The sequence below is a fragment of the Gardnerella sp. DNF01180P genome (genome assembly GCF_049244205.1).
GTDB classification, from domain to species: domain Bacteria; phylum Actinomycetota; class Actinomycetes; order Actinomycetales; family Bifidobacteriaceae; genus Bifidobacterium; species Bifidobacterium swidsinskii.
This window is the reverse complement of record NZ_CP058386.1, coordinates 879,536-906,365: the sequence shown is the minus strand read 5'-3', so window position 1 is coordinate 906,365 and position 26,830 is coordinate 879,536. Positions and strand designations below refer to the sequence as shown.

The following is a 26,830-nucleotide window of genomic DNA, read 5'->3' as shown; positions in this document are numbered from 1 at the left end:
CTATTCAACCTCCTTGTTAAATGAGTCAGCAAGATAATTTGTACGGCTCACTTTTTGTGCAGAAATATGGAACACTTCTTCACTTGAAGAACCATGAATTATTGAAGATTGAACACCAAGCAGCATATCGTATAAAGCGTTTATTCTAATATTTCTACGAGCTTCGACTTCATTTTTATTTGATTCTTTTTTCAAAAACGCCGGTACTTTACGTAAAGTAATTCCATCAAATATTTGCAAATCAATTGCAGAATCAAAAGGATTAATAGGAGAGACAACAATAACTACAAGCTTATGATTTTGCGTAATTTTACGCAAAGATTCAGAGTTATGAGCTTGTAATGCATACTCATCAGTTATTAAAACTACCAGACCATTATTGTCAATATTTTTTAGTAACGAAGTAAGCAACGCATCAATGTCTCTGGTATTCCTACGAGTATTAAGCAACGTATAATCTAGATTTCGCTCAAAATCAGAAAGATTACTAGCAGAATGAACATTGATAACGTTTTTTCCATCTGCACACAACAAAGAAACAGCATCATGACGTTTTAAACTCAAAGATGCAAAAAAGCATGCAGAGTTAGACGCAACTTCATACAGAGATTCTCCAGAAACACAAGCTCCATTCATATTGATGCTTGTATCTAAAGCAATCCAAGTATGAGAAGACGAAGTACGCTCTCTAGAAGACACCATAGGTTGTCCAGTTCGAGCACTCGCAGACCAATTCATCATGCGAGCTTCATCTCCTGGCTGCCACGCGTGTATGTCAATAATATCACCTGTGCCAAAACGTCTGTGCGAAGGATGGTCTCCCTCTAATAAGCCTAAAGCTTTACGCGCAATAGGCAAATCAATTCGCTGATCCAAAAGCTCAATTTTGCGACGCACGGCTTTAGCAGGTTCAGATAATACTAACCGCTTCGTACGCATCATGGCACAGGAACCGTCTTAACTAATGCATCAATTACTTGATCTGTAGTAATAGAATCAGCTAAAGCTTCAAAAGTTAAAAGTATGCGATGCCTTAACACTTCATGCGCAAACAATTTAATATCTTCAGGTATCACATAATCGCGTCCAGAAAGTAAAGCGTGAGCTTGAGCAATACGAATAAGTGCAATTGATGCACGCGGGCTAGCTCCCATACGAACCAATGAATTAATTGTAGGAAGTGGATGCGTACCTTCACCGCGAGAAGTTGCAACAAAATCAACTACATATTTCATAACTGCTTCAGAAACGTGTATGCGACGCGCTGCAGTACGCATAAAAACAACATCTTGCAAACTTATGCGTTGAGTATTTAGCTTTGAAGGATCAACGACATCCAATCCGCGTTGAGTAAGTAATTGCAGCATACGAACTTCCTCTTCAGGATTAGGGTAAGTCATAACTGCCTTTACCATAAAACGATCCATTTGGGCTTCTGGAAGATTAAATGTTCCTTCTTCCTCAATTGGATTTTGCGTAGCAATAACCATAAATGGTTGAGGCAGAGGAATTCTTTCGCCTCCAATAGTTGTTGCTCCTTCTGCCATAGCTTCAAGCATTGCAGATTGAGTTTTTGCATTTGAGCGATTAATCTCATCCAACAAAATAACATTTGCATGGATAGGACCAATTTGCGTAGTAAAATGTTGAGAAGCAAAATCAAAAACTTGAGTACCAACTAAATCTGCTGGCATTAAATCCGGAGTACACTGCACACGACGGAAACTACCTGACATAGCTGTTGCAAGAGTTTGAGCAGCAGTAGTTTTTGCGAGACCTGGTACTGATTCAATAAGAATGTGTCCGCCTGCAATAAGAGTAAGAATAAGAGACTCTCGTAAAGCGTCTTGACCGACTAAAGTTTGTGCAAAACGTGCGCGCAAAATATTTGCAATTTGCTGACAACGACGTATGTCATCACTCGAAATAGTTGCAGTGACTTGCGCACTTGCATTAGAAACAGCAGACGGTTGAGGTACAGCTGATCCAATGCCAAGCTTAGAAGCAATTGAAGTTTTATCGGTTAACGGTTTCTTCTGTGGTTGCGGTGGAAATAATGCCATAAGAGACATTTTAACCGATATGCAGTACTGACATGTTCAAAAATGGCATTTTTATTGTCTTTATAAGATAATTTGCAATATTTAAGACAATTAGATTTCTTGAGAATCTAGGGACCAATTAATTGGCGAAACTCCCATATTAATTAAGGCCTGATTAGCTCTTGAAAATGGATGCGATCCAAAGAATCCTCGCATTGCAGAAAGAGGACTTGGGTGCGCTGAAGTAATAAGAGTTGCATTCGTCAGCAAAGGAGCCAAACTTTGCGCATTACGACCCCATAAAATAGCTACAAGCGGCAATGGATTACCATTGCAATCAGTTCTATTGTTTAATGCTCGAATAGCTGCATCGGTTACAGGCTCCCAACCTTTTCCTTGGTGGCTATTTGCCTTACCGGCCTCAACAGTTAAACATCTGTTAAGAAGCATCACACCCTGCCTGGTCCACGGTGTTAGATCTCCACTTTTTGGAGTTTCTACACCTAAATCGTTTACTAATTCTTTATAAATGTTTATGAGACTTTTTGGCAGTGGGCGCACTTTTGCAGCTGTGCAAAAACTTAAGCCTACTGGATGGCCCGGCGTTGGATATGGATCCTGGCCAACAATTAAAACTTTAATGCTTTTTAGTGGAATAGAAAAAGCACGCAAAATGTTGTGGCTAGCAGGAAGAATATGATGTCCGCTTTCTATCTGCTCTCGCAAAAATACTCCCATTGCGCGTATTTGTGGCTCAACTGGCTTTAATGCTTCAGCCCAATCAGGATCCATTAGCTCGTTTAAAGGTTTAATATTTTGAGGATTCATATTGCTACTGTATGTCAAGGCATACCATAAAAGGAAACCAATCAAATTTTCTAAATTTGTGCTTTGTGCTAAGCATTAGATAGTATAGATTCATTATTGTTTAAATGATTTTATAAGGAGTGCAATTATGGCGCGAAATAATCAGAACGTGTCGTATACGCCTGATGCTTTTGATGAGCCACCAGAGGGACCGATTGGAGTTCATCGTGGAAATCCTGCGTGGTATGCCGTAATACTTCCTTATTTTGTTGCATTAATTGTTGCAGCGGTTGTTGGTGTTTTGGTTTGGGCTATCGCTTCTGGCGAAATCTCACATCTTCCGTTGCCTTGGAATCATCAGCAACAATCATCTCAATCAGCATCGCCTTCTAAGACTTCTGAAAACAAAAAGTCGGTTAAAAGCGACGAAGATAAATCTTCTGAAGGCGAAGATGACGACGATAATAAATCTGAAGAAAATAAATCAGATAGGAAAGATGCTGGTGACTCTAAGGATAATTCAGCAAATGATTCTAAGACGCAAACTTCACTAGATAAATCAGTTGCTGTGAAAGTTCTTAACGCAACCAAGATAAGCGGTCATGCTGCTGCTGGCGCAGATAAGTTAAAGCAAGCGGGATACGCAAATGTGACAGCTGGAAATCCAACTGGTAAAGTCCCAGGCGAGTCTGTTGTTTGGTATAAAGACGATTCACAAAAAGCTGCAGCTGAAGATATTGCAAAGACTTTAGGTATTAGTGCTGTCGAAAATGAAAAACAAATCGTTTCTCCGATTGTAGTTGTGCTTTGCAAGTAATATTTTTCGCATAAAAATAACCGGTTAGAATTATTTTCTAACCGGTTTTTATGTATAAACGCCAAAAAAGTTGGCACTCGGGTACATAGAGTGCTAATCTTCAAATTAGCACTCAAGCCTTGAGAGTGATAATAAGCAGCTGACGGCTTATTACTCAAGATTGCAGTGAAAAGTTCATAAATAACGTATGTGGAGGAACTATGGCAAAGATTATTGCCTACCAGGAAGACGCCCGCCAGGGTATGCTCGCCGGTTTGGATAAGCTTGCAGACACTGTTAAAGTTACACTTGGTCCAAAGGGTCGCAACGTTGTATTAGATAAGACTTACGGTGCACCAACTATCACAAATGATGGCGTTTCTATCGCTAAGGAAATCGATCTTGAAGATCCATACGAGCGTATTGGCGCCGAACTTGTTAAGGAAGTAGCTAAGAAGACTGATGATGTTGCAGGCGACGGTACTACAACTGCTACTGTTTTGGCACAGTCTTTGGTGCATGAAGGTTTGAAGAATGTTGTTGCAGGAAGCAACCCAATCGCTCTTCGCCGCGGCATCGAAAAGGCTGCTGAAGCAATCGTCAAGGAATTGCTTGCTTCTGCAAAGGATGTTGAGACCAAGGAACAGATTGCTGCTACTGCTACGATTTCTGCAGCTGATCCTGAAGTTGGCGAAAAGATTGCTGAAGCTTTGGATAAGGTCGGTCAGGATGGTGTTGTCACAGTTGAAGACAACAACAAGTTTGGTCTTGACTTGGACTTCACTGAAGGTATGCGCTTTGATAAGGGCTATATTTCCCCTTACTTCGTCACTAACGCTGACGATCAAACTGCTGTTCTTGAAGATCCATACATTTTGCTCACTTCTGGCAAGGTTTCAAGCCAGCAGGATATCGTCCACATCGCTGAGCTTGTTATGAAGTCTGGCAAGCCATTGCTTATTATTGCTGAAGATGTTGATGGTGAAGCATTGCCAACACTTGTTTTGAACAAGATTCGTGGCACTTTCAACACTGTTGCTGTTAAGGCTCCAGGATTCGGCGATCGTCGTAAGGCTATGCTTCAAGATATGGCTATTTTGACCGGTGCACAGGTTGTTTCTGACGACCTTGGCTTAAAGCTCGATTCTATCGACGCTTCTGTGTTTGGTCACGCAGCTAAGGTTATTGTTTCTAAGGATGAAACAACTATCGTTTCTGGTGCTGGATCTAAGGAAGATGTTGATGCTCGCGTGGCTCAGATTCGCGCAGAAATCGAGAACACTGATTCCGATTACGATCGCGAAAAGCTTCAGGAGCGTCTTGCTAAGCTTGCTGGCGGCGTTGCTGTTATTAAGGTTGGCGCTGCTACTGAAGTTGAAGCTAAGGAGCGTAAGCATCGTATTGAAGATGCAGTTCGTAACGCTAAGGCTGCTATTGAGGAAGGTTTGCTTCCAGGCGGTGGCGTAGCTTTGGTTCAGGCTGCTGCAAAGATTGAAAAGTCTCAAGCAATCACAGAGCTTAAGGGCGAAGAAGCGACGGGTGCTGCAATCGTGTTCCGCGCTGTAGAAGCTCCAATCAAGCAGATTGCTCAGAACTCTGGCGTTTCTGGAGATGTTGTGCTCAACAAGGTGCGTGAGCTTCCAGAAGGCGAAGGCTTCAACGCTGCAACCAACACTTACGAAGATTTGATGGCTGCTGGCGTTACTGACCCAGTTAAGGTAACTCGTTCTGCTCTACAGAACGCTGCTTCTATTGCAGGTTTGTTCTTAACCACTGAAGCTGTGGTTGCTAACAAGCCAGAAAAACCAGCTGCAGCACCACAAGCTGGTGCCGACATGGGCTACTAAATTAAAAGTTGTAAAAATTTTATAGCTGAATAGCTCATAGTAAATGGCGGTATGCTCACAAGTAAAGTATACCGCCATTTATATTTCATTAGATTATTCAGACTATTCAGCCCATTCCAAATAGGGAAGTAGCTTGAGCTTCCGCATCAAGATACACTCCTGACGCATGTTGCATAGCTTGCTGAATTGCTTCTAATGATTGTTCCATTTGTTGTTGCGCCGCTCGCCACTGCTGAGCGGTCGACGCAAATTGTGTAGCCGCCGATCCAGTCCACACGCTCTGCAATTGCTGTAAATTGGTATACATCCCGTTGACTGCATCTCTAATTGCACTAACCGAGGTTCCAACGGCTGCCGCAGCCTGCTGAATTTGCTCTGAATCAACTCGAAATTGTGCCATATTTCCCCTCCATTTGTTTTGCGTCTAAATAAACGCTTTTTATAAATTATTTTGCGAAACATTCCAAATAAATTAAGCAAGGATTTTTATAATGCTACTTTTACTTGTGTGATGTCACGCTATTATGAATATATGCCATCAAAAAACTACGAAAAAGATTCATGCACCAATGTGGTTAAAAGCTTAACTTGCACGCGTATTGCAAATTTTAACTACCAGCATTCTCATTCAAAACTATTTTTAGCTAAACGCGTATTGCTTTTATTAATGGCATTTTTATTTAGTTTTTCTTTTATTCTTCCAACTCTTCCAATAAATTCGCTCATATTTTTACCTTTAAATAGAGTAAATACAATTAATGCATATGCTGAAAGTAATGAGCAAAATTCTGGAATAGTTGCAACAGACTCAATAACAGACACAGAAAATTTGCTTGGGGATTCTGTCAGTAAAGTTGCTGACATGATTGAGACAACAAAAAAGCGTACAGGAGTAAATGTTAGGCTCTTATATTTGTCTACTTTTGGAAATACAAAAAATCCATCAAAATGGGCTAGTGATTTGTTGATTAGTACGCTTCCAGCTAAAAATACTGTGCTGCTTGCAGTAGCAACTCATGATGGAAGATTAGTTGTAGCTGTTTCGCCTAATTCCGATGAATGGCTCAAAAATAAAAATACTGTAGACTCGTTATCCGATGCAGCTTATAAGCCATTAGTAAGCACAACTGGAACGCATTGGGATCAATCTGCAATAATGATGATGAAACAAATAATGCGTGCAAAACGTACGTCAACAACTTCTTCTGCAAGTCTTATTTCTACAATTATTATGCTATTAATATTGTTGGCATTATTCTCAATAGTCGCGATTATTCTGTTTAGAAAGAATCGCATACAACGTCAAATACTTGCTGGTGTTAGAAAAGCTCGTAGAAGGCACGCTCGTCACAGGTAGACAAAAATATTCGATAACTTGTTTTATTTTCAGCAATTATTCAGGAAACATTCAGCTTGATAAGTGATGCTAATCAATATGAGTAAGAACGTTGAAGCATCTATTGTCGTGGTCGATGACGAGCCATCAATCCGTGAACTTTTGGTAGCATCTTTGCATTTTGCTGGGTTTGAAGTAGAAACTGCTGCATCCGGCTCAGAAGCTGTTGAAGTAATTGAACGAGTAAATCCAAATCTTATCGTTATGGATGTTATGCTCCCAGATATTGATGGTTTTACTGTTACGAGGCGTATTCGTCAAAATGGAATTAAAGTTCCTGTATTGTTCCTAACTGCAAGAGACGATACACAAGATAAAATTATGGGTCTAACCGTTGGTGGAGATGACTACGTTACAAAGCCATTCAGCTTGGAAGAAGTAGTGGCAAGAATACGAGCAATTCTTCGCAGAACACAAGAACCTGATGAAGAAACTCATATTATAAAAGTTGCGGATCTTGAGATTAACGAGGATTCTCATGACGTAACTCGATGTGGCGTGCCAATCGAACTTAGCCCAACTGAATACAAACTACTTCATTATCTTATGGACAATGAAGGTCGAGTTCTGTCAAAAAGCCAGATTTTGAATCACGTATGGCAGTACGATTGGGGCGGAGACGCAGCAATCGTTGAATCTTATATTTCTTATTTAAGAAAGAAGATTGATGGCATTGAAATTACTGATGATTCAGGAAAACAGCAAAAAGTAGTTCCTCTTATTGAAACTAAACGTGGCATCGGTTATATGATTCGAGAGCCTAAGGCAGGTCAAGCCTGATCATGCAATCTAGTAATAATAACTACAATAACGCTGAATCAACTATTAGCAACAGCACAAATAATAACTCTAAAGATGATTCAGATGTTAGAACTGCTGGAAAAAGTGTTGCGATAGAGCTAAGTGAAAATAACAAAAAAAACAAAAAGCCTCGTAAAACCTGCTGGCTACGTCGTCGCATAAATGCAATACCACTGAGTACGCGTTTAGTTGCATGTACTCTCGCTATTTTAACTGTAGCCGCTTTTTGCATATCACTATCAATTCAGCAGCTCGTAGGAAATTATTTGCTAGAAAAAACTGATGTACAATTAGCAAGTCAAGCGCAATTTGTTTATGACAATGTTGATTCATTGCGCATGAAAAACTCAAATCAATCTTCAGTAGGTCCAAATAATTACTTTATGCAAGTTAGAGATACGCATAATAAAATTATTTCTACTCCATTAATACCAATTAAAGGATCGGTTGTTTCGGTTCCTAAACTTCCTGCAGACGGTTTTGATAGTAAAAAAATTGTTACCCACAAGCCTTACACAGCACCTGCAATCGTCAAGGGGAATACTAATAAAGTCGATGCAATCACTAAAAAGGCTGCAACAGCTCCATGGAGAGTTTTAGTATTAACGTGGGGTCAAAAAAATAGCTATAATTCAGAGTTAAGTGTTAGCGGTTATGTCTATATTGCTTTATCTCTTAGCGATCAAATTGATACCGTTAGCACACTTACTCGTTACTGTATAATGGTGAGTATTGCAGTTATTTTGTTTGGAGCAGTATTTTCAGCAATTATTATTCAATCAGCTTTAAGACCGTTAAAACGAATTGAAAAAACAGCTTCAAAAATTGCTTCTGGAGATTTAAGCAAACGAGTTCCATCTGCTCCTGAAAATACTGAGGTTGGATCTTTAGCAGCTTCTCTTAACTCTATGCTTGCTCGTATTGAAAGAGGATTTAATGAGCAAGAAGATATGACAGAAAAAATGAAGCGATTCGTTTCAGATGCAAGTCATGAATTACGTACTCCATTAGCTGCAATTCATGGATATGCTGAGTTATATACAATGTGGCGCAACATGCCAGGAGAGCAGGAGAGAGCAGATGACTCTATTGCCCACATTAAGGCTTCTAGCGAGAGAATGACTGAACTAGTAGAAGATTTGCTTTCTTTGGCGCGTTTTGATGAGGGTCGTGGAATTAATATTTCACAGCAAGTTAGCTTATCTCCAATACTTTCTGACGCGGCTAATGATCTACATGCTCTTGATCCTGCTAGATCCGTTCAACAAGGCTATTTAACTATTTCGGATGAGTGGAAGCTTATGAGTTGCACAAATTGCGATTTTGAGCGTAAGCTCCAATTCCATGTTGGTACACTTCCAACTGTTACGCTACTCGGTGATGGTGCTAGATTACGCCAAGTAATGACAAATATCGTAGGAAATATTCATAGATACACCCCTGTTGATTCTCCTGTAGAAATTGCAGTAGGAGTTATGAAGGCGTCTATAACTCCAAATGAATTATCTAAATTACCTTCTGTAAAAGAATCACTGAAGGAGTTTTTGGAAGCAGCGGAAGTCAGCCAATCTACTGATACGGGTCATAAGTATGCTGTAATTCGAGTTGTTGACCATGGCCCTGGAGTTCCAGAAGAATCATTGTCTAGAATTTTCGAGCGTTTCTATATTGCTGACCCATCAAGAGCTAGAGAAAAAGGTGGAACTGGCTTGGGCATGGCAATTGCGCAATCTGTAGTAAAAGCACATCATGGTTTTATTTGCGCAACTATATCTTCTCCATTAGAAGCATCGACCAATTCTAAAACTAATCTTGATGACACTATGGATGGGTCTGAGCAAATAGATGTTAAAGCTCATGGCCTAACTCTTACTGTAGTTCTGCCAGTTAATGAAATCGATGAGCCTTCTAAAATTGTTAGCGATTAAAATATTGGCATTAGCAACACTTGCGTAGGTTAAAAAAATTTTATTGCCCGCGTGTATGCGCTACAATGTAATAAGGAAACAAGTAATAACAATATTTGGTACACTATCTATAAACCTATCGCATATGCTGATACTTTATGCCTTGTGCACTTCAGCGTGCGAAATGAGAATTATTTGGAGTGAGGTGTGTTATGCCCAATGGGCGCGTGCGTTGGTACGATACGCAGAAGGGGTACGGCTTTATTGTTGGAGATGATGGTAAGGATGTTTTCTTGCCAGCAGCAGCATTGCCAGTTACTGTAAAAAGTTTACACAAGGGTACACGAGTTGAGTTTTCTGTAATTGAAGGTCGCAAAGGACCACAGGCTATGGGCTTGAATGTTATTGCAACAGCACCATCGCTTGTAAAGGCTACTCGTCCTAAAGCCGAAGATATGGCAGCTATTGTAGAAGATCTTATTAAGCTTCTTGATTCTGCTGGTAATGGTTTGCGTCGACGTCATTACCCATCAACTGCTGAAAGCAAAAAACTTGCTACATTGTTGCGTGCAGTGGCAGATAATTTTGACGTTCAGGAATAGTGTCTGGAATATTATTTATGACTGATGAAGTGATGGATCCACAAGAACTAGCTAGAAGTATAGCTGTGGAAACTTCAGAACGTACTGATGCAGTAGGAGATTTTGTATCTTCTATAGAGCTTGGCAACGGAGTTACAGACTTTCGTTTCGTAAGCAATTTAGTTGGGTATGAAGGCTGGCAGTGGTCAGTTACGTTGTATCATGATGAAGAAACGCAACGTTGGACCGTGAACGAATCAACGCTTGTTCCTACTGAAAATTCTTTGCTTTCACCACCATGGATTCCGTGGAAAGACCGCTTGAAACCAAGTGATCTTTCTGTAATGGACTCTATTGGCACATCTGAAGACGATTCTCGACTAGAAGATGGCTTCCGCCAAGTAAATAATATTGATGATAATAATTCTGAAAAGAATATAGAATCAACAAATTCAGATGATCATTCTGAGTCTAAAACTGAAGATGACGCTAAAGCTAATACTAGCGAAGAAGATGCAGACACAAACGCAAACGCAGAAAAAGATATTAATCAAAATCAAGAATCTTGCGATGCAAATAATGATTTTGACGAAGATCTTGAAGAAGCTGTTTCAACGCTAAGACTGTCTCGCAGACGAGTAATGACTGCGGAAGCAATTTCGCAAACAGCTAAACGCTGGTACGCAGGTCAACATGGCCCAAAGTCGTTATCTACAAAAATTGCCGATGGCAAAGCATGTTCATCATGCGGATTCCTCATTCCTCTAGCTGGAAGTTTAGGCTCTATGTTTGGCGTATGCGCAAACATGTGGAGCCCAGACGATGGGCGAGTTGTATCGCTTGATCATGCTTGTGGTGAGCATTCTGACATTGAACCACCTGAGCCATCGCAGCTTTGGATTCAATCTGAGCCTGCATACGACGATTATCATATTGACATTTTGCAACAAGCTCCACGAGATGAGCGAGCAGACGTTGAGCTTATTGAGGAAGCAATCGAAGACAGTAAGATGCATCGTCGTAAGCGCAGAAAATTAGATTCAAAATTGCGCAACAAAAGAGAAGTCTCAACAGACAACGATGAACAAAATAATTTATCTGAATCTGATTTAATAGACAATTCAACTATTGGCGAAAAATCATATGAAAATAATGATGACAAAAATCGCGAAATTGAAGTTGAAAATCAAACTGAAAAAATTGAAGAGACTGTAGCTAATGAATCTGAAAAATTTGAAAAATCCCAAAAAGATACAGATTATCCTGATTCTTCAGAAGTAAACTTAGTAGACGAAAATTCTGTTACAGAAGAAATACCGTTAACAGGAAAAGTGGAAGAGTCACAAGAATCTGAAGACACTTCAAAAACTACAGCATTCACATCAATGCGATTATATAAAAGAAAATCTCGCAGACAACATAAGTAATTATGCAAGAAACGAGAATATGAATATTTAGGTTCATCATTCATGATTATTGTGATGCTATGGAATGCTGTACGAATGAATAAATATATACGACGCTTCGCGTCATGGCGACTCGTTACCATGGAATGAAAGAAAAGAACGGAAGGCAGTTATGTTTGAACGGTTCACTGATCGCGCACGACGCGTGATTGTGCTAGCTCAGGAAGAGGCTCGCTCACTTCAGCACAATTATATTGGTACTGAGCATATTTTGCTCGGGCTTATTCGCGAAGGTGAGGGCATTGCCGCGAAAGCGTTAAGCTCAAAAGGCGTAGGCCTAGAAGGCACTCGCAAACAGGTTGAAGAGATGATTGGCAAAGGCACTGTTTCGCCTGCTGGTCATATTCCTTTTACGCCTCACGCTAAGCAAGTGCTTGAACTGAGTTTGCGCGAAGCTCTTCAGCTTGGTCACAGTTATATTGGTACTGAGCATATTTTGCTAGGGCTTATACGCGAAGGCGAAGGTGTGGGCACGCAAGTACTTATAAAGATGGAAGTTGATCTTGGAGACTTGCGAAGCACTACTGTTGATTTAATTCGTGGAGATAATGCTCCTAATGGTAGCGAGAAGGGCGAGTTAGCTAATGCTGGAAGTGTGCAAGATAAGCGAAATCAATCCGGCTCTGCTCTTCTTGATCAATTTGGACGCAATTTAACATTTGAAGCGCAAGAAGGAAAGCTTGATCCTGTTATAGGTCGTTCTGAAGAAATTGAACGCGTTATGGTTGTACTTAGCCGACGCACGAAGAATAATCCTGTGCTTATTGGAGAGCCTGGAGTTGGTAAGACTGCAGTTGTAGAAGGTCTCGCACAGAAAATCGTTGAAGGCGATGTGCCGGAAACGTTAAAAAATAAGCAAGTTTATTCTCTAGACTTAGGTTCAATGATTGCAGGATCTCGCTACCGTGGCGATTTCGAAGAGCGCTTGAAAAAAGTGCTTAAAGAAATTAAAACACGCGGCGATATTGTGCTTTTTATTGATGAGATTCACACTATTGTTGGAGCAGGTTCTGCTGATGGAGCTCTTGGTGCATCCGATATACTTAAACCAATGCTTGCGCGTGGAGAGCTACAGACAATTGGTGCTACTACTACTGACGAGTATCGCAAGTATATTGAAAAAGATGCTGCTTTGGAGCGTCGTTTCCAGCCGATTCAAGTTCCAGAACCTACAATTGCTGAAACTATCGAGATTCTTAAAGGATTGCGTTCTCGCTACGAAAATCACCATCATGTAACTATTACCGATGGAGCTTTACAGTCTTCTGCTGAGCTTTCTGATCGTTACATTCAAGATCGTCACCTTCCAGATAAGGCTATTGATCTTATTGATGAAGCTGGTGCGCGCTTGCGTATTAAGCGCTTGACTCAGCCGCCTGAGCTCAAAGAATTAAACCATAAGATTGCTAAGATTTCCGAAAAGAAAGATGAAGCAATCAAGCAGCAAGATTTTGAAGAAGCTGCCAATCTTCGCGACGATCAAGAAAAGCTTGAGAATGAAGCTGCAGAGAAGGAAAAGGCTTGGCGCGAAGGCGAGTCTAACGTCAAGATGGTTGTTGATGAAGACATGATTGCTTCCGTTGTTTCGAGCACCACAGGCATTCCTGTAGTAAAGCTTACTCAAGCGGAATCACAGAAGCTTCTTCAAATGGAATCTGAACTTCACAAGCGTATTGTTGGTCAAGATGAAGCTGTGTCTGCTTTAGCTCGCTCGATTCGTCGTGCTCGAGTTGGTTTGAAGGATCCTAAACGTCCTTCTGGCTCGTTTATTTTTGCTGGTCCTACTGGAGTTGGTAAAACTGAGCTTGCCAAGGCACTCGCAAACTTCTTGTTTGATGACGATAATGCCTTAATTAGAGTTGACATGTCAGAGTTTGCAGAAAAGTACGCTGCGTCTAGGCTTTTCGGTGCTCCTCCTGGATATGTTGGATATGAAGAAGGCGGCGAGCTTACTGAAAAAGTTCGCAGAAAGCCATTCTCTGTGGTGCTTTTCGACGAGATTGAAAAAGCTCATCCAGATATTTTCAACACGCTTTTGCAAGTACTCGATGACGGTCACTTAACAGACGGTCAGGGTAGAAAAGTGGACTTTAAGAATACGATTATTATTCTTACCACAAATCTTGGTACTCGCGATATTGCGAAGGCTGCAAACACTGGCTTTACACTTGGAAATAACGCTGATTCCACGTATCAGCGCATGAAAGATCAGGTTAATTCTGAGCTTAAGCGTCATTTCCGTCCAGAGTTCTTAAACCGTTTGGACGACACTATTGTGTTCCGTCAGCTTACAGAGCCAGAAGTTCGTAAAATTGTTGACATGGACGTGAAGTTGCTTAACGACAGGCTGTTTGACCGTCACATGTCTCTAGAAATTACGGATGCCGCTAAGAATTTGCTTGCACAGAAAGGCTTCGATCCTTTGCTTGGTGCGCGTCCGTTGCGTCGCGTAATTCAGCGAGATATTGAGGATACTATTTCTGAAAAGATTTTGCTTGGTGAACTTTCTGACGGCGAACACATTAAGGTGGATGCTGAAGGCGAAGGATTGCTGGGGGAGTTCACAATTAAAGGCGAAAAGTTTGAGACAATAGACACAACTGCTGCTGTTGCTACTGAAGAAAATAAATCTGAGGATAATAAGTCTGAAGATAGCGAAAAAGAAGATAGCGCAGCTAAAGAAGATAGCAATAAGAATAAGTAAAGTTACACAATAACTAACTGAATACACTAAAAGCCCGGCGCGTAAACTCGTCGGGCTTTTGTTTGAATAAATTTTATAAAAACGTATAAATTACTTAGCAGTTATGTCAGACGCAGTGCACATTACATTAGCAGAAGTTCCAGTTGCGCTCTTATGAGACACTTCTTTGCCATCAACAGTAATTGAACATTCAACTTTGTAATTGTCTGGCGTTGGATTATCAACGTCTATTTTTGGCGATGCCATGATTGTCCAATCCTTTTGAGCATCCTTGCCAGTAAAGACTTTCTCCCAAACACCATTATTTGTGCTTTCATTGCTGTTAGAACCAGAAACTAATAAGTTAATATCAGTTGGAGCAGTGCCCTTAACTTGAATCTTCATCTCTTTAGCATTCTCATTGGCAATACCTTTTGCCATATTGTCTAGCTTTTTACTTGCTTTATCTAAGCCAGACTTAGCTTTATCTATAGAAGCACTAAAACTTGCTTGCATAGATAAAGTAATTACTATTGAAAGGATACCTAGAACAAGACCAGCGATTACCATTCCATGACCACGCTTGTGTCCTTTTTTACCAGTTGATTTCCAAGAGCATCCAGCAAAAACTATTGCTAGAACTCCCAACACTATGCACAAATTGTTAATAATTGGAACTACAGAAAATACAATGCTAATAATACCCAATACAAGCGCAGATACTCCAAGCCCACTCAAATGCTTGTTATTGTTATCATTATTCACTGGAGGCATTTCCATATTCTCCCCATTCATCTTTCTTCCTTTCTTAATTCGATTTGAAAATTATGCAAAATTAGAGTCAGCCCCAAAATTTGCATACATCACAATAAAGTTTATTCACTTAAAAAAAAAAGCAATATTTTTTTCGAACTATGAGGATAAAAGGTTCAGTTACGAGTTTCACAATTCAACTGCGTATTGTTTCAGAAGAATGAATATGCTAGAAGGTCACACAAAACTTGTGACCCTCTGCTAACAGCAATCAACACTTCTTAATATAAATCCTGACTTGTAGAAACTACAGATTTGTTTTTAGTTTTGTGGGTTTGTTTATATTAAATTCATTCCTTAGTCATGTGAATATAGGATTTGAAGAGAATTTCTAGGCGCTCGTCGTTATTAGTGCAAGGCTTTGTAGCACCAAAAGCAACATCTACTATTTTATCTAGCTCGTTGTGAGCTTTGCGCAAATCTGGAGGCATGTAGGTCGGTCTAGTTTCTTAACTCTTGGATACTCTGAAACTGTTTGCTTTCGTACTCTGAAACTGTTTGCTTTTATACTCTGAAACTATTGCTTTCTGTGTTATATATCCCAACACTCATCACGTCGAGAGTGTCGTATTGATGTCTAGGGCTGATTAGGTGGGTGCATTTTTGCCCTTATGTAGCAAGGCTTAGCGAGGGCTATCGTTAAAAGGTTTAATGCGAAGCAGCTTTAGGCTGTGTTCTCGTGATGTTTGAGTGCGATTTGGCTGTATGAGGGAAGATATCAACGCTCTAGGGTCGAGTGCACAGGATGTTAACGTTAAAAAGTGCACACACTTTGCACCCAGGCTGTGAAGTGGGAAAATATAGCTCAAAAGGTAAAATGAAACCTGATTATTAGTATGTGCACGAGGAGGTGCTTAAGGAATGGATAATAAGAAGTTTATTGCAGAGACGAAAGATGTTCGTTTAACGGTGAAACGTGCTGATACCTTTGGCGTGAGCTTTGTTAACTGTGAACAAGATATATTGAGGGTTGAGGAAGCGCAAAATGTTATAAGGCTTATTCAAACTAAAAAAGTCTCAGCTTCGAATTGGTTGAGGTGGTTTACTCAGGGTATGCCTGAAATTGTTGTGAGTTTGCCACATGATGTGGAAGTTTGTGAGGTTGAATCTGATTCTAATCAAGTGCTCATCACGGATATTGAGATTGGTAAGCTTTATGTAGAAGTGAACAATGGCAAGGTAGAAGTTGTTAATTTGAAGGCGGATGATGTCTTTCTTAAATGTTATAATGGGTTGGCTTCAGCAACAAACGTAGAAGTAACTCATGTTTGTACGCTTGATACGTTAAATGGCATGAGTATTTTAGAAGGAACAATCACCAAGGATGCAAGCCTTGAAGTAGATTGTGAGAATGGTGTCACCGAGGTTTCAGATAAGAAGAAGGTAAATTGTAAAAACGATGGATTTGCGCATTACATGGTGCACTGTCTTAATGGGAAAGCTATTGCGAAGTAGCAGACATATAGATCAAAAAAGAAGCAATAAAACTTGATATAAGTTGGAATTAGAGCGTATATAGACATACCGATAAAGGAGGAAGCCGTATATGCTCTATGTAAAATTTGATGATTTCGAAGATGTTAGCGTCATGGGAAATGAGAAAGATCATGGTATGTTTATTCCGATTAAGGATGGGAATGTGTATGCTGAGTGCGAACGGTGCGGTGTAGTTGAAAGGATCACCTCACCATGCGAATTCATTGCTAGCACATTTAGGTCAAGAGTGAACTTCAATGAAGGTTATGAACTTTGCGAGAAGTGCTTGCAAGAGGTTGAGTTTGTTACTGTCGCTTTGAGAACTGGAAAATTACCTAATCGAGAATTGAAATGACTGAAAAGCAAAGCAGTGATAACCGTAGTAATACATGAAAAACTAAACGTTAAAAGGTGCACACACTTTGCACCCGGGCGGTAAATGATAATTTAGGGAGGCGTTTTATGTCAGTAATTAAAATTGAAAACCTCACTTTCTCATATTATGGATATGTAAAACCCATATTTAAAAATGTATCGTTTTCCTTTGATACAAACTGGAAAACGGGATTGATAGGAAGAAATGGAATCGGTAAATCAACTCTATTTAAGTTACTTTTAAATCAAGAAACTTATCAAGGTAAAATAAGCAAGGATGTTGAATTTATTAAATTTCCACCAAATATAAGCGATACTTCAAAATTAGGAATTGAGTTATATAAAGAACTAATATCAGATGATGAAGAATGGAAGTTATTTAGAGAACTCAGTTTGCTAAATGTAGATGAGAACCTTGTTTACAGAGAGTTTGAAACGCTTTCTAAAGGGGAACAAACAAAAATCCTTTTAGCTATTTTGTTTACAAGAGAAGATGGCTTTTTACTTATTGATGAACCAACAAACCATTTAGATATGGACGGAAGAAAAATTGTAAGTGAATATCTGAAAAGTAAAAAAGGATTTTTGCTTATATCTCATGATAGAGATTTTTTAGATGGTTGTATCAATCATGTTATTTCTATTAACAGGAATTCTATTGATGTCCAATCGGGAAATTTTACATCATGGTATGAAAACAAAGTGATGAAAGACCAATTTGAAATTAGTCAAAATGAGAGATTAAGAAAAGATATTAAACGATTAAAAGAGTCTGCAAGACAAAGTCAAATTTGGTCTGATAAAATTGAAAATACTAAAAATGGTGTAAAAGTATCAGGTGTAAAACCAGACAAAGGACATATAGGTCATCAATCAGCCAAGATGATGAAAAAATCTAAGAATTTGGAGAATAGACAAAACAAGGCAATAGAAGAAAAACAGAGTTTACTAAAAGATATCGAAACAAAGGAAAGTCTATTATTGCATCCATTACATCATCATAAAAATCCTCTAATATCGGTTAGCAATTTATCATCATGCTATGGAGAGAGACAGATCCTAAATAATGTAAGTTTCGAGATAAAGCAAGGCGACATAGTGGCTATATATGGGGGTAATGGTAGCGGAAAATCAACCTTGATTAAAATTTTATTAGGTATAAATCACGAGTATACAGGTGAGATAAAATTAGCAGGTAATTTAAAAATCTCGTATATTCCTCAAGACACATCTAATTTAACAGGTAGCCTAAATGAATATATTCACAAGCAAGATGTTGATGAAACATTGTGTAAAACAATTCTAAGAAAATTAGATTTTTCAAGAGAATTATTTGAAATGGATATGAAGAATTATAGTGATGGACAAAAAAAGAAAGTTTTAATTGCTGTAAGTTTCTCAAAGCCAGCTCATATATTTGTTTGGGACGAACCACTGAATTATATAGATGTAATATCAAGAATACAGATTGAGGAAATTATAAAAGAAGCAAAGCCTACACTCATATTTGTGGAACACGATAAGCGATTTGTAGAAGATATCGCTAATAAAATAATACAATTTTAAGTAAAATCCAAATCCCAGTTTGTAGTGCCTTAGACTTTTATCATCATACGACATTCCCCTTGTCAGCTTCTTTCCTGCAACGAACGTTAAGGCTCTTTTTTGATGCATGGTTATCATCAGGGTAGTCTTGAAACATGTGAGACTGTCGTATTGATGTCAAGGGCTTAATAGGTGGGTGCATTTTTGCCTTTGTGTAGCAGGGTTTAGCGAGGGCTATCGTTAAAAGGTTTGGTATACGATGGCTTTAAGCTGTGTTCTCGTGATTTTTGAGCGCAGTTTGGCTGTATGAGGGAAGATATCAACGCTCTGGGGTCGAGTGCACAGGATGTTAACGTACTTCGCTTGCGTTGAAAGCACACTGTGCTTTCAACTTTGAGCAAGCTCAGCGAATCGAAGTGCATTCGCGAATTATGTTATTCCTCACGGCTATTAGTAGCCGTTCGGCTGATTTGGCATGTAAAGTCCACTGGACTTTACATGCCAAATCACGCTTTGAAGGAGCTTGAAATGCGTTATGCAATTTCAAGCTCTGTCAAAGCGCCCATGCAAGTCGATTCGCCACTTTGCACCCAGCTGGTGAAGTGGGAAAAATTTATGCAGAAGGAAATGTACTCTATCATATGTGGGAGAAAAAATATACGAGTCTAGTGAACAGGTTTAATACTGTAGAATCAAGGCTTAAAGAAGTAAAAGCTATCATTGTTGATAAGCAAGCAAGACGTGATGAGGTTGAATATTTTATCGAGGATTTGAAAAAGCAGGATTTGTTAACTGTGTTCGATGAAAACGTCTGGCTGAGCATGGTTGACTATCTAACCGTGCGTCACGATGGAAAGGTTGAGTTTACTTTCCTTTATGGGAACAAAACAGAACTAAAGTGTTAAGCTTATAGTAAATGTTACAAGGCAAAATAAAAGCACATCAGCAAGTCTCTGACGTACTTTTTCTGTTAAAAGAGTTACATGTTGAGTATAATAGGATTAGTTGAGTATCGATGGAGAGAATTTCCTATGAGTAATAGTAAAACTTTTAACCTATTTTTAATGGACGGCGAGGTTACAGGGCGTATTAAATGCACGCTTCCTAGTTGGAGTGGTTTAGCTTATAAAGTTCCTAGAACTTATCTAGATAAATGTAAGGATAGAAAGCAACTCAAGCAGTGTGGCGTTTATTTTTTGTTTGGCAAGAATGACAATGACGAGGATGAAGTATACATCGGACAAGCTGGCATCAGAAAAAACGGTGAAGGTGTTCTTTTTTAGAGTTAATGAACACCTAAAAGACGATTTTTACTTTAGTGAAGCGGTTATGTTTACGACTAGTGATAATTCTTGGGGCCCAACGGAAATAAGTTATCTTGAAAACAAATTTACTAACCTTGCTATTGATACTGATCGTTACAAAGTAAGGAATGGTAATGATCCTAACCCTGGTAATGTGACGGAAGAAAAAGAGGCGGAGTTGGAGGTTTATGTTGAGCAGTTTAAGATGATGCTTGGTGTTTTAGGCTATAAGATTTTTGTACCTTTAGTAAAAACGCAAGTATCTGTAGTTGAAGAGCAAGATGATAATGAACTGTTATTAAGTCTTTCTCGAAAGATTAAGCGATCGCATAAAACCATAGAAGCACATTGCAAACGAACGAACGAACGAGGGATTTGTGGTATTAGCAAGAAGCCAGATTGAAGAAACAGATTCTGATGCTATCCCAGATACCATAAAAGAGCTAAGACAGCGGTGCAAACAAAATAACGAAATTAAAGACGGTGAGCTCACCAAGAATTATTTATTTAAGAGTCCATCTTATGCCGCTTCATTTGTTTTAGGAATGACAACAAACGGTAAGACCGACTGGAAAACGGAAGATGGCAAATCGCTTAAAGATTTAGAAGAAATGGGAATCTAAAAGCGTTATGTGTAAATAATTAAGGCGGTAGTAATACCGTCTTTTTTGATGCCTAAAAAGGTTTCAGAATTCCAAGCTATTTAGGATTCCTATAAATAGTTTCAGAGTTCAAAGCTAAGGTTTCATTGTATTCAACACGTGATGAGACTGTATACGAAAACTGCTGATGAGATTGATGAACTGAAAGTTAAGAAACAGCAGATTCTTATAGAAAAAGCAGGTCAAGAAGATGCTAAAAGACGAATCAGAGAAATGGAAGATTTTCTGAAAAATGAGCGTCACGAGCTTACTGAATATGACGAGAAGCTGGTAAGAAAGTACATCAAGAAAATAAAAGTTTACGAGGACAAGTTCAGTATAACTTTTAAATCAGAGATTAGTGTGAATATTGAAAGTGTGTAACTTCTTAGAGCTCATTTTTAGCTATTTCTTATGTGCTCTAAATGAGTGATATCAGTCACTTATGATGTTCGGGAATATGGTATGAAATATTGTGGTTTCTACAATAATGTTTATTAAATATCGTATTATGCTTCTGCGTTCGGAAAGAATAGAATACAATTTTCGAGAGTAATGCTCATCTTTGGATCTGTGTATTCAATTTCGTAATTTCTGCAACAAATATGCCTGTTCTTGAATAGCTAAGATTGGAGTAGAAATCATGAAATTTGGTTTTATGTAAGCAAGGTCTATGAATATCGTTAAATGCTGATAATCATAAGCCTTGCTTGTTTTATGAGTGATGGAACATCTAATACCGCTATATTCAATTAAGCAGTAGGTTCGTTTTTAATATTCGCTAATTTTACCACTCAAAGATGTGGTTAATTCCATCATCTTTCGCGCGTAAGTATTTCCATCGATTTCTTCATTGTCATATTGACGCATTAACTCATCAATCTGTTTTTTTAGTTCTTCCCTGGTCATATTTTTCCCTTAATTAATTTTGTTGATTTGCATAAAGAGCCTCTCAAATACAGAATCTCTTTATTTGGATTTTTTCTTTATATGTTCAAAATAATCATCATCATTTTTGGGTATGTTGTCATTTTCATATTCGCCAAGGTATGTGAAATCATGATATTTTACGCCATCATATTCGTATCCGGTATAAGGATATCCTCTTTGTGTTGTTCCCTGATATGGCTTGAATTCTGCTTCGGCTTCTTCCTTGGTGTAATAATCAGCGTCAAACCATACGCCATCTTGTTCTTTATCCCAGCCAATTTTTGTGGCTTTAAACACATGTTTCATTTTCATTCCTCCGTGATAAAAACTTATAGTGAATACGAATATAATCATTTCAGTCGTATCAGAGAATTGCTATTTTAGAATCTATGAATTTTCTTCTGTTGCGTCTTTGATAACGGTCTCTTGTGGATGGGAGTCATTGTATTCATTGATTCCTTGGATTATTTCCTGCTTAGCAGCTTCTAATTCGGCAGGTGAGTCTGATTTTTCTTTGAAATACTGAATTAGTTTCATGATGCAGGCACTGCCAATAGCACCAATTGCTAGTGCTCCGCCAATATAAGGAAGCATTTTCTTATGCCCCTCATCTTTTCCGAGGTTAAAAGTCTTATCTACGAATTTTTCGGGTCCGCCTGCATTTTTGGCTTCCTTTGAAAACTCTGCATAATTCCAAGTCATAATTTACCCTACCTAATTCTGCATCTTTCTACGCGAGAGTAGTAACAATGGTTGTTTCTATCTTCACAAATAAGATAATGAACATTAAGTTCGAATACAATATAAAGTCTAACATTAAACATCTTTTGTTCGGAACTGCGTCTTGAGCTTAATCTGATTTTTATAAATTTATGCTTATTTTCTTAGAGTCGATTTCAATATACATCCTGTTTATTATGGACTGTTTCGTGATGCCTAAAAATCAAGTTATCAAGCTAATCTTAAACTTTTTAACGATAGCCCTCCCTATCGTTAAAAAGTGCACCCACTATTCATAGTGTGCACTCAAAAAAGTGTAGATATACTAGGAGTTCTCTCAATCCATACAGAATCAGTAGCGCTTCTTTGCAAATCTCACTGAATCGCAATAGCGTTTTGATGATTTCTACTGTGCCTGCAGCCTGTTGTAGCGTTTTCGTTCTGACATTTATTTGTGTTTGTGAAAGTGAGTGTAAGACTAAATAATCTTGTTAGAAAGAAAAATTTGTTTTAGTTTGCAATATTTAATAAAATACTCTCATTGGTGTAGCATACGCAAATAACAGTACCCGACGCGCATCTTAACAATGCGGATCAATTCGGGTTTTCTGATTTTTGAGGAGAGAGAATGATGCGTAAAGCAATGAAAATGTTATCTGTACCGATTGTTAGTGTCTCACTAGTATTGTGTTCAGCTGAAGTGTCTTCCGCTAACACATTGACAGAGCGCGGTAACTTCACATATGCTGCTGGTAGCCTATCTTCTACTACAACTATGACAGATGCAGACTTGGATGCGTTGATCCGTGCATTTGAATCAGTGCCTGCTGATTTGCAGTATGCTAATCCACGTACAACTTCAAATTATGAAGCACGCTTAAATGCAGCATTGCATGGCTTAACGTTTAAGTCACTGATGCGTAGGAATAGGGTTTCTATGTTTGGACATTATGCACCGATGGTTAATTGGGTCGGATGTGCATTAGCGATAGCTTCATTTGTATTTCAATATGGTGTGCCTATTGCTAAGGCACTTGGTTGGCTGAAGCGAGCGAAGCAAATATATGGAACTGTGTCGGCTATCTGGAAAGCATTTAAGCGAGGAGAGCTTCTAGCTCATCTTGGTTCTGATGGAGCTAAGTTTTTGGAAAGTATTCTCGGTATCGAGCCAATTACTCGTAATTGCCTTTCCTAGGGTTAGATGATGAGTGAGATGAATGTAAGGCCAGTGCTTTTCAAGCATGCTTTTTGGGGTCATGTGATTACAGAAACTGTTGCTGGTATTTGCACGCTTATTATTGCGCTGCTCGTACAACAGTTCGTAGGGCACCGCGTACTAGGTTGGGAAACTGTGGTCATACTCGCGCTGAGTGTTGTGGTGTTTTCGCTGCTAAGCACAGCGTATCTGCAGTGGGACAGGCATCGTAGACCAGATGACAGGTCTGGTGATTTGCTCATCGGAATCATCGATTTTGTGCTCAGGCTGCTGGTGACTTCTGGTATTGCTTTATTGCTTGTTTCCGATATCGCGTTGCTTAGCATTATTATTGGCGCAGCGGTTACTAGTGTGTTGCTGTTTGTTTTTGAAAAGCCTTGGAAGTCAGGTATGACGGATGCGCAATTACAGGAAGCTTCACAGAAAGCTGTTGAGCTTGGCGTTCAAATGCTTGAAGAAGAGCGCGTAAAGCGCGCGAGGTGAGCAACATGATTGCATTACAGCATGCGAGCGCGGGTAAAACAGGCACTCCTAAAGGTGTGTCTTTAACATTTTCCTCGTTAATCGTTGCGAATATGCTGATTGAAGCAGTATACGATGTTGTCACATTTTTACTTGCATTGATGCTGCAATGGTGGATGCTGAACACTATCTTCGGCTGGCGAACGCTACTCGTCATATTCTTGGGCAATATGCTATTTTCTTGCGCGGCAGCTGCGGTTATGGTTATGATGGGCGCATTGAAGGCTGATCAACAGAAATGCCTAACAAAAAGTTGGCCTTTCTTAGTTATTGTTGTGCTGCTTCGACTGCTAATCTTTGGTGTTCTCGCTTGGCTGCTTACACCGAGCTTAGTGTGGGTAAGCGTAGTTGTTGGTATTGTGCTTACCGATATTGTTCTCGTTATCAAGTAGCACCCATGGAGAAGAACTGCAGTAGACGCATAAGATTTTATAAGACTGTTTTCTTCTCTTTTAAGCAAAAAACTCTACGCACGTCAAAAGCGTTGTATTGATGTCAAGGTCTGATTAGGTGGGTGCAAATTTGCCTTTGTGTAGCAGGGCTTAGCGAGAGTTATCGTTAAAGGGTTTAGCCTGTGGTGGATTTAAGCTGGCTTTGCTCGGTTTTTGAACGTATTTTGGCTGTTTGAGGGAAGATATCAACGTTCTAGGGTTGAGTGCACAGGATGTTAACGTTAAAAAGTGCACCCAGGGTGGTTTATGCAGAAGTAACTATAAAAGTAATTACAATAGAAGTCCAAAAAAGTCCTAGTTTTTGCTGTAAGAATTCCCGTGAAAGGGACAGCATATGAACGTTACTAATTAATTCTATATACTTAGTAGATATTTATGCAGATGAAGGTATTTCTGGGACTAACATGAAGAATCGGCGAGAGTTTAATCGAATGATTGAAGAGTGTAAAGCAAGGTATATAAATCTAGTGATTACTAAATCTATTTCACGCTTTGCCAGAAATACTTTAGATTGCTTACAATACGCTCGTGAGCTAAAGGCTAAACAAGTTGCTATTTACTTTGAAAAGGAAAACATCAATACGATGGATGCTAGTTGATGAAGTACGAGCAAAAGATGCTAGTTTAGAGTTAAAGCTGAAAACAGGGCAAGTTATCAATATTAAAAAGTAAGAGAGTCATAGACCTATGTAGGATTGCCTTCTTTACATAGTTCTGTGTATCTCTTTTTTGTATAGTATAAGTGATGAGCATGTATAATATATAACAAATTAAAAGTTGGTCGGGGGGTACAAATATTGACTAATTATTTTTTGAATAATGTGATACAAATAAAAAAATATGAGGATTATTATAAACATAATTTTGATATCGATAAAATTAAGCAGGATATTTGCACAAACAAAATAGATATGAATTTAGTAGATTTATTCAGATTTCGAATTTTTTTAGATTCTTGTGTGATGTTATTTAACAAAGAAAAATTAGAAAAAGATTATTTAAAAGATACTTTTGATCCTAAAAATTATATTGCTAGTATTAAGAATAAATATGGAGAAACGATTAAAGAAATTGAAGACAGATTTGAAATAACTGTTGATGACACGTTTTATTATGAGTTTAATGAATCAGAATTAAAATATAAACCTAAGTCATTATGGGATAGTAGAAAAATTTTAAGAAATTCATTTGCACATATGCAGTACGGATGTTTTATGAGTTATGGAGAGAACGGCCCAATTCCATATTATTTTGCATTCAATAAAGATAAGGGGATTTTAAAAAGCAAGGGATTGGTTATAGAACCACTTTGTCATGAATTAATAGGAAAACTATACTTAAATCAAATGACAAAATCTATTGCCTACAAACATACCTATATTAAATTAAGTGAAGAACTTTCATATTTTATGGAAGTTAAATATAAAGGAAAGCGAAAATATACTCTTGATAATCAGCTACATCCTATGAATAATAAGGTCTTTTCGAGTGGAGAATTTCAAGCTTTAAAAGAATTTTTAGTTAATAATGAGGATTGCTTTGAAATTACTAAAACGGAAATTACAAAAAAAGAATTAACGAAGTATTGTGAAATGTTACATAAATATCTAGGTAAAGATATTACAAAGAATGAGCTAGGATATTTTGTCAAAAGCATCTATGATATAGAAACCGAATTTTCAAATTTTTTAACTCACCTAATTCAGTTGAATGATAGAATCATAGATTATAAAATTGCTATAGATTCAAAAAAAGCTAAGATGATCGATCGAATATTGAAAAGTATTGATGAATTAAAAGAAGACAGTGATTCATGGATAGAATTCCGATGGTTCTTTAAAATTATATATATTATTAATTTTTCATTGAGGTTGGAAGATACTGACCTAGAATCGATAAAATATTCTGTTTTAAACGTAGATGACTTTGAATATGATAGTTCACAAATGGCATTGTTTGTTAAAAAGAAAATATCAGATGGTACTATTAGAAGTAGGGATGAAAAGTTTGGAAACACTATATATATTCTACATAAGATAAGAAATGCAATAGCACATGGTAGAATAAAATTAGAAGTTATTAATAATAAAGTATATTATGTATTTGAAGATTGTTATTATAAAAGAACTGAATTAATAAAAATTGCTGTGGAAAACATGAATCAATTTATAAATAATGTGAATGCGTTAATAAAATAGCAACATGTTTAAGTTGTGTAAATGATGAGTTTAAATGTAGAAAAATAGTATCAGTAATTTGTGGCATCTAAACCACCTACACAACATATCAAATTCAATCCATAGTTATAACCCGACGCATGTTGAGAGTGTCGTATTGATGTCTAGGGCTGATTAGGTGAGTGCAAGTTTGCCCTTGTGTAGCAGGGTTTAGTGAGAGTTATCGTTAAAGGGTTTAGCCTGTGGTGGATTTAAGCTGGCTTTGCTCGGTTTTTGAACGTATTTTGGCTGTTTGAGGGAAGATATCAACGTTCTAGGGTCGCGTGCACAGGA

General features: G+C 38.4%; 27 protein-coding genes and 2 pseudogenes. 20 read left to right on the top strand and 9 right to left on the bottom strand.

The annotated features are described in order from the left end of the window. The 3 genes from HXT40_RS03530 to HXT40_RS03520 all read right to left on the bottom strand — a co-directional run bounded on the left by HXT40_RS03530 (nt 1) and on the right by HXT40_RS03520 (nt 2,870). Complete coding sequence (locus HXT40_RS03530; RefSeq protein WP_415691625.1) at nt 1-942, bottom strand: DUF58 domain-containing protein; 942 nt, start codon at nt 940-942, stop codon at nt 1-3. After that, a complete protein-coding gene (locus HXT40_RS03525; protein ID WP_033888761.1) occupies nt 939-2,063 on the bottom strand; it encodes an AAA family ATPase in 1,125 nt (374 codons plus the stop codon). Before HXT40_RS03525 ends, HXT40_RS03530 begins: the two co-directional genes overlap by 4 nt. A 90-nt stretch (nt 2,064-2,153) precedes the next feature. Then, the gene (locus tag HXT40_RS03520) at nt 2,154-2,870 is read right to left on the bottom strand and encodes a uracil-DNA glycosylase (RefSeq protein ID WP_004106746.1); all 717 of its coding nucleotides are present in this window, start codon (nt 2,868-2,870) and stop codon (nt 2,154-2,156) included. 127 nt (nt 2,871-2,997) lie between these two features. Between HXT40_RS03520 and HXT40_RS03515 the strand changes: the two genes are divergently transcribed. Together HXT40_RS03515 and groL are read left to right on the top strand one after the other, a co-directional pair. Further along, entirely contained in the window at nt 2,998-3,666 is a 669-nt protein-coding gene (locus HXT40_RS03515) for a LytR C-terminal domain-containing protein (protein WP_102703072.1), read from the top strand. A 200-nt stretch (nt 3,667-3,866) separates the two neighbouring features. Next, nucleotides 3,867-5,492 (top strand): chaperonin GroEL, encoded by a 1,626-nt coding sequence (gene groL / locus HXT40_RS03510; RefSeq protein WP_012914136.1) that lies wholly within the window; start codon nt 3,867-3,869, stop codon nt 5,490-5,492. Between the two features lie 106 nt (nt 5,493-5,598). On the opposite strand, the gene HXT40_RS03505 is transcribed toward groL, so the two are convergent. Then, nucleotides 5,599-5,892, bottom strand: coding sequence for a WXG100 family type VII secretion target (locus HXT40_RS03505; protein WP_004111519.1), 294 nt, complete (start codon nt 5,890-5,892; stop codon nt 5,599-5,601). A gap of 51 nt (nt 5,893-5,943) precedes the next feature. On the opposite strand from HXT40_RS03505, the gene HXT40_RS03500 reads away from it, so the two are divergent. From HXT40_RS03500 to HXT40_RS03475, 6 genes are all read left to right on the top strand, one after another. Beyond that, on the top strand, nt 5,944-6,849 hold the full coding sequence (locus HXT40_RS03500) for a hypothetical protein (protein ID WP_102703073.1): 906 nt from the start codon (nt 5,944-5,946) through the stop codon (nt 6,847-6,849). A gap of 78 nt (nt 6,850-6,927) precedes the next feature. Continuing rightward, nucleotides 6,928-7,668 (top strand): response regulator transcription factor, encoded by a 741-nt coding sequence (locus tag HXT40_RS03495; protein WP_004111521.1) that lies wholly within the window; start codon nt 6,928-6,930, stop codon nt 7,666-7,668. A 2-nt stretch (nt 7,669-7,670) separates the two neighbouring features. Continuing rightward, on the top strand, nt 7,671-9,617 hold the full coding sequence (locus HXT40_RS03490; protein ID WP_012914138.1) for a sensor histidine kinase: 1,947 nt from the start codon (nt 7,671-7,673) through the stop codon (nt 9,615-9,617). Between the two features lie 191 nt (nt 9,618-9,808). Next, on the top strand, nt 9,809-10,198 hold the full coding sequence (locus tag HXT40_RS03485) for a cold-shock protein (RefSeq protein WP_012914139.1): 390 nt from the start codon (nt 9,809-9,811) through the stop codon (nt 10,196-10,198). Nucleotides 10,199-10,215: 17 nt separating this feature from the next. Next, nucleotides 10,216-11,604 (top strand): DUF3027 domain-containing protein, encoded by a 1,389-nt coding sequence (locus HXT40_RS03480; protein ID WP_421777155.1) that lies wholly within the window; start codon nt 10,216-10,218, stop codon nt 11,602-11,604. Between the two features lie 151 nt (nt 11,605-11,755). Next, on the top strand, nt 11,756-14,347 hold the full coding sequence (locus tag HXT40_RS03475; protein WP_421777154.1) for an ATP-dependent Clp protease ATP-binding subunit: 2,592 nt from the start codon (nt 11,756-11,758) through the stop codon (nt 14,345-14,347). Nucleotides 14,348-14,437: 90 nt separating this feature from the next. Here the strand turns inward: HXT40_RS03475 and HXT40_RS03470 are convergent, their stop codons facing one another. Together HXT40_RS03470 and HXT40_RS03465 are read right to left on the bottom strand one after the other, a co-directional pair. After that, entirely contained in the window at nt 14,438-15,121 is a 684-nt protein-coding gene (locus tag HXT40_RS03470; protein WP_004111526.1) for a DUF4190 domain-containing protein, read from the bottom strand. Between the two features lie 308 nt (nt 15,122-15,429). After that, nucleotides 15,430-15,570: a type IIL restriction-modification enzyme MmeI gene (locus HXT40_RS03465; protein ID WP_004111528.1), complete on the bottom strand. Its 141-nt coding sequence runs from the start codon at nt 15,568-15,570 to the stop codon at nt 15,430-15,432. Between the two features lie 430 nt (nt 15,571-16,000). On the opposite strand from HXT40_RS03465, the gene HXT40_RS03460 reads away from it, so the two are divergent. The 8 genes from HXT40_RS03460 (at nt 16,001) to HXT40_RS03425 (ending at nt 20,864) form a co-directional block, all read left to right on the top strand. Then, nucleotides 16,001-16,594: a DUF4097 family beta strand repeat-containing protein gene (locus HXT40_RS03460; protein ID WP_004114736.1), complete on the top strand. Its 594-nt coding sequence runs from the start codon at nt 16,001-16,003 to the stop codon at nt 16,592-16,594. A 91-nt stretch (nt 16,595-16,685) separates the two neighbouring features. Then, nucleotides 16,686-16,970, top strand: coding sequence for a hypothetical protein (locus HXT40_RS03455; protein ID WP_004114737.1), 285 nt, complete (start codon nt 16,686-16,688; stop codon nt 16,968-16,970). Between the two features lie 107 nt (nt 16,971-17,077). Then, nucleotides 17,078-18,556, top strand: coding sequence for an Lsa family ABC-F type ribosomal protection protein (locus HXT40_RS03450; protein WP_004113321.1), 1,479 nt, complete (start codon nt 17,078-17,080; stop codon nt 18,554-18,556). 620 nt (nt 18,557-19,176) lie between these two features. Continuing rightward, the gene (locus HXT40_RS03445) at nt 19,177-19,440 is read left to right on the top strand and encodes a hypothetical protein (protein WP_064623305.1); all 264 of its coding nucleotides are present in this window, start codon (nt 19,177-19,179) and stop codon (nt 19,438-19,440) included. A 126-nt stretch (nt 19,441-19,566) separates the two neighbouring features. Beyond that, nucleotides 19,567-19,818: a hypothetical protein gene (locus HXT40_RS03440; RefSeq protein WP_410310410.1), complete on the top strand. Its 252-nt coding sequence runs from the start codon at nt 19,567-19,569 to the stop codon at nt 19,816-19,818. Then, nucleotides 19,760-20,242 (top strand): GIY-YIG nuclease family protein, encoded by a 483-nt coding sequence (locus tag HXT40_RS03435; RefSeq protein WP_410310409.1) that lies wholly within the window; start codon nt 19,760-19,762, stop codon nt 20,240-20,242. The genes HXT40_RS03440 and HXT40_RS03435 overlap by 59 nt, the downstream gene beginning before the upstream one ends. Then, entirely contained in the window at nt 20,217-20,462 is a 246-nt protein-coding gene (locus tag HXT40_RS03430; RefSeq protein WP_410310408.1) for a DUF4357 domain-containing protein, read from the top strand. Before HXT40_RS03435 ends, HXT40_RS03430 begins: the two co-directional genes overlap by 26 nt. A gap of 141 nt (nt 20,463-20,603) precedes the next feature. Next, entirely contained in the window at nt 20,604-20,864 is a 261-nt protein-coding gene (locus tag HXT40_RS03425) for an integrase (RefSeq protein WP_410310407.1), read from the top strand. Nucleotides 20,865-21,251: 387 nt separating this feature from the next. On the opposite strand, the gene HXT40_RS03420 is transcribed toward HXT40_RS03425, so the two are convergent. From HXT40_RS03420 to HXT40_RS03410, 3 genes are all read right to left on the bottom strand, one after another. Continuing rightward, nucleotides 21,252-21,389, bottom strand: a complete 138-nt coding sequence (locus HXT40_RS03420; protein ID WP_174182811.1) for a hypothetical protein — start codon at nt 21,387-21,389, stop codon at nt 21,252-21,254. A gap of 60 nt (nt 21,390-21,449) precedes the next feature. After that, on the bottom strand, nt 21,450-21,722 hold the full coding sequence (locus tag HXT40_RS03415) for a hypothetical protein (protein ID WP_410310406.1): 273 nt from the start codon (nt 21,720-21,722) through the stop codon (nt 21,450-21,452). Nucleotides 21,723-21,797: 75 nt separating this feature from the next. Next, nucleotides 21,798-22,112: a hypothetical protein gene (locus HXT40_RS03410; protein ID WP_102702983.1), complete on the bottom strand. Its 315-nt coding sequence runs from the start codon at nt 22,110-22,112 to the stop codon at nt 21,798-21,800. 646 nt (nt 22,113-22,758) lie between these two features. Between HXT40_RS03410 and HXT40_RS03405 the strand changes: the two genes are divergently transcribed. The 4 genes and pseudogenes from HXT40_RS03405 to HXT40_RS03390 all read left to right on the top strand — a co-directional run bounded on the left by HXT40_RS03405 (nt 22,759) and on the right by HXT40_RS03390 (nt 26,518). Further along, nucleotides 22,759-23,325 carry a hypothetical protein gene (locus HXT40_RS03405; protein WP_102703096.1) on the top strand — a complete coding sequence of 189 codons (567 nt, stop codon included), beginning with the start codon at nt 22,759-22,761 and terminating at the stop codon, nt 23,323-23,325. A gap of 9 nt (nt 23,326-23,334) precedes the next feature. Then, a pseudogene (locus HXT40_RS03400) lies at nt 23,335-24,260 on the top strand (hypothetical protein). 431 nt (nt 24,261-24,691) lie between these two features. Beyond that, nucleotides 24,692-24,913, top strand: a pseudogene (locus HXT40_RS03395) (recombinase family protein); the annotation flags it as partial. Nucleotides 24,914-25,231: 318 nt separating this feature from the next. Next, entirely contained in the window at nt 25,232-26,518 is a 1,287-nt protein-coding gene (locus HXT40_RS03390; protein ID WP_410310405.1) for a hypothetical protein, read from the top strand. Nucleotides 26,519-26,830 lie beyond the last annotated feature (312 nt).

Coding starts and splice junctions, on each gene's coding strand:
- HXT40_RS03420 (WP_174182811.1), bottom strand. CDS start 21,389: ATGACCAGGGAAGAACTAAAAAAACAGATTGATGAGTTAATGCGTCAA.
- HXT40_RS03435 (WP_410310409.1), top strand. CDS start 19,760: ATGAAGTATACATCGGACAAGCTGGCATCAGAAAAAACGGTGAAGGTG.
- HXT40_RS03415 (WP_410310406.1), bottom strand. CDS start 21,722: ATGAAAATGAAACATGTGTTTAAAGCCACAAAAATTGGCTGGGATAAA.
- HXT40_RS03475 (WP_421777154.1), top strand. CDS start 11,756: ATGTTTGAACGGTTCACTGATCGCGCACGACGCGTGATTGTGCTAGCT.
- groL (WP_012914136.1), top strand. CDS start 3,867: ATGGCAAAGATTATTGCCTACCAGGAAGACGCCCGCCAGGGTATGCTC.
- HXT40_RS03480 (WP_421777155.1), top strand. CDS start 10,216: ATGACTGATGAAGTGATGGATCCACAAGAACTAGCTAGAAGTATAGCT.
- HXT40_RS03505 (WP_004111519.1), bottom strand. CDS start 5,892: ATGGCACAATTTCGAGTTGATTCAGAGCAAATTCAGCAGGCTGCGGCA.
- HXT40_RS03460 (WP_004114736.1), top strand. CDS start 16,001: ATGGATAATAAGAAGTTTATTGCAGAGACGAAAGATGTTCGTTTAACG.
- HXT40_RS03390 (WP_410310405.1), top strand. CDS start 25,232: ATGAATTTAGTAGATTTATTCAGATTTCGAATTTTTTTAGATTCTTGT.
- HXT40_RS03445 (WP_064623305.1), top strand. CDS start 19,177: ATGTGGGAGAAAAAATATACGAGTCTAGTGAACAGGTTTAATACTGTA.
- HXT40_RS03405 (WP_102703096.1), top strand. CDS start 22,759: ATGATGCGTAAAGCAATGAAAATGTTATCTGTACCGATTGTTAGTGTC.
- HXT40_RS03410 (WP_102702983.1), bottom strand. CDS start 22,112: ATGACTTGGAATTATGCAGAGTTTTCAAAGGAAGCCAAAAATGCAGGC.
- HXT40_RS03425 (WP_410310407.1), top strand. CDS start 20,604: ATGAGACTGTATACGAAAACTGCTGATGAGATTGATGAACTGAAAGTT.
- HXT40_RS03485 (WP_012914139.1), top strand. CDS start 9,809: ATGCCCAATGGGCGCGTGCGTTGGTACGATACGCAGAAGGGGTACGGC.
- HXT40_RS03440 (WP_410310410.1), top strand. CDS start 19,567: ATGAGTAATAGTAAAACTTTTAACCTATTTTTAATGGACGGCGAGGTT.
- HXT40_RS03450 (WP_004113321.1), top strand. CDS start 17,078: ATGTCAGTAATTAAAATTGAAAACCTCACTTTCTCATATTATGGATAT.
- HXT40_RS03530 (WP_415691625.1), bottom strand. CDS start 942: ATGATGCGTACGAAGCGGTTAGTATTATCTGAACCTGCTAAAGCCGTG.
- HXT40_RS03515 (WP_102703072.1), top strand. CDS start 2,998: ATGGCGCGAAATAATCAGAACGTGTCGTATACGCCTGATGCTTTTGAT.
- HXT40_RS03465 (WP_004111528.1), bottom strand. CDS start 15,570: ATGCCTCCAGATTTGCGCAAAGCTCACAACGAGCTAGATAAAATAGTA.
- HXT40_RS03525 (WP_033888761.1), bottom strand. CDS start 2,063: ATGGCATTATTTCCACCGCAACCACAGAAGAAACCGTTAACCGATAAA.
- HXT40_RS03455 (WP_004114737.1), top strand. CDS start 16,686: ATGCTCTATGTAAAATTTGATGATTTCGAAGATGTTAGCGTCATGGGA.
- HXT40_RS03520 (WP_004106746.1), bottom strand. CDS start 2,870: ATGAATCCTCAAAATATTAAACCTTTAAACGAGCTAATGGATCCTGAT.
- HXT40_RS03470 (WP_004111526.1), bottom strand. CDS start 15,121: ATGAATGGGGAGAATATGGAAATGCCTCCAGTGAATAATGATAACAAT.
- HXT40_RS03490 (WP_012914138.1), top strand. CDS start 7,671: ATGCAATCTAGTAATAATAACTACAATAACGCTGAATCAACTATTAGC.
- HXT40_RS03495 (WP_004111521.1), top strand. CDS start 6,928: ATGAGTAAGAACGTTGAAGCATCTATTGTCGTGGTCGATGACGAGCCA.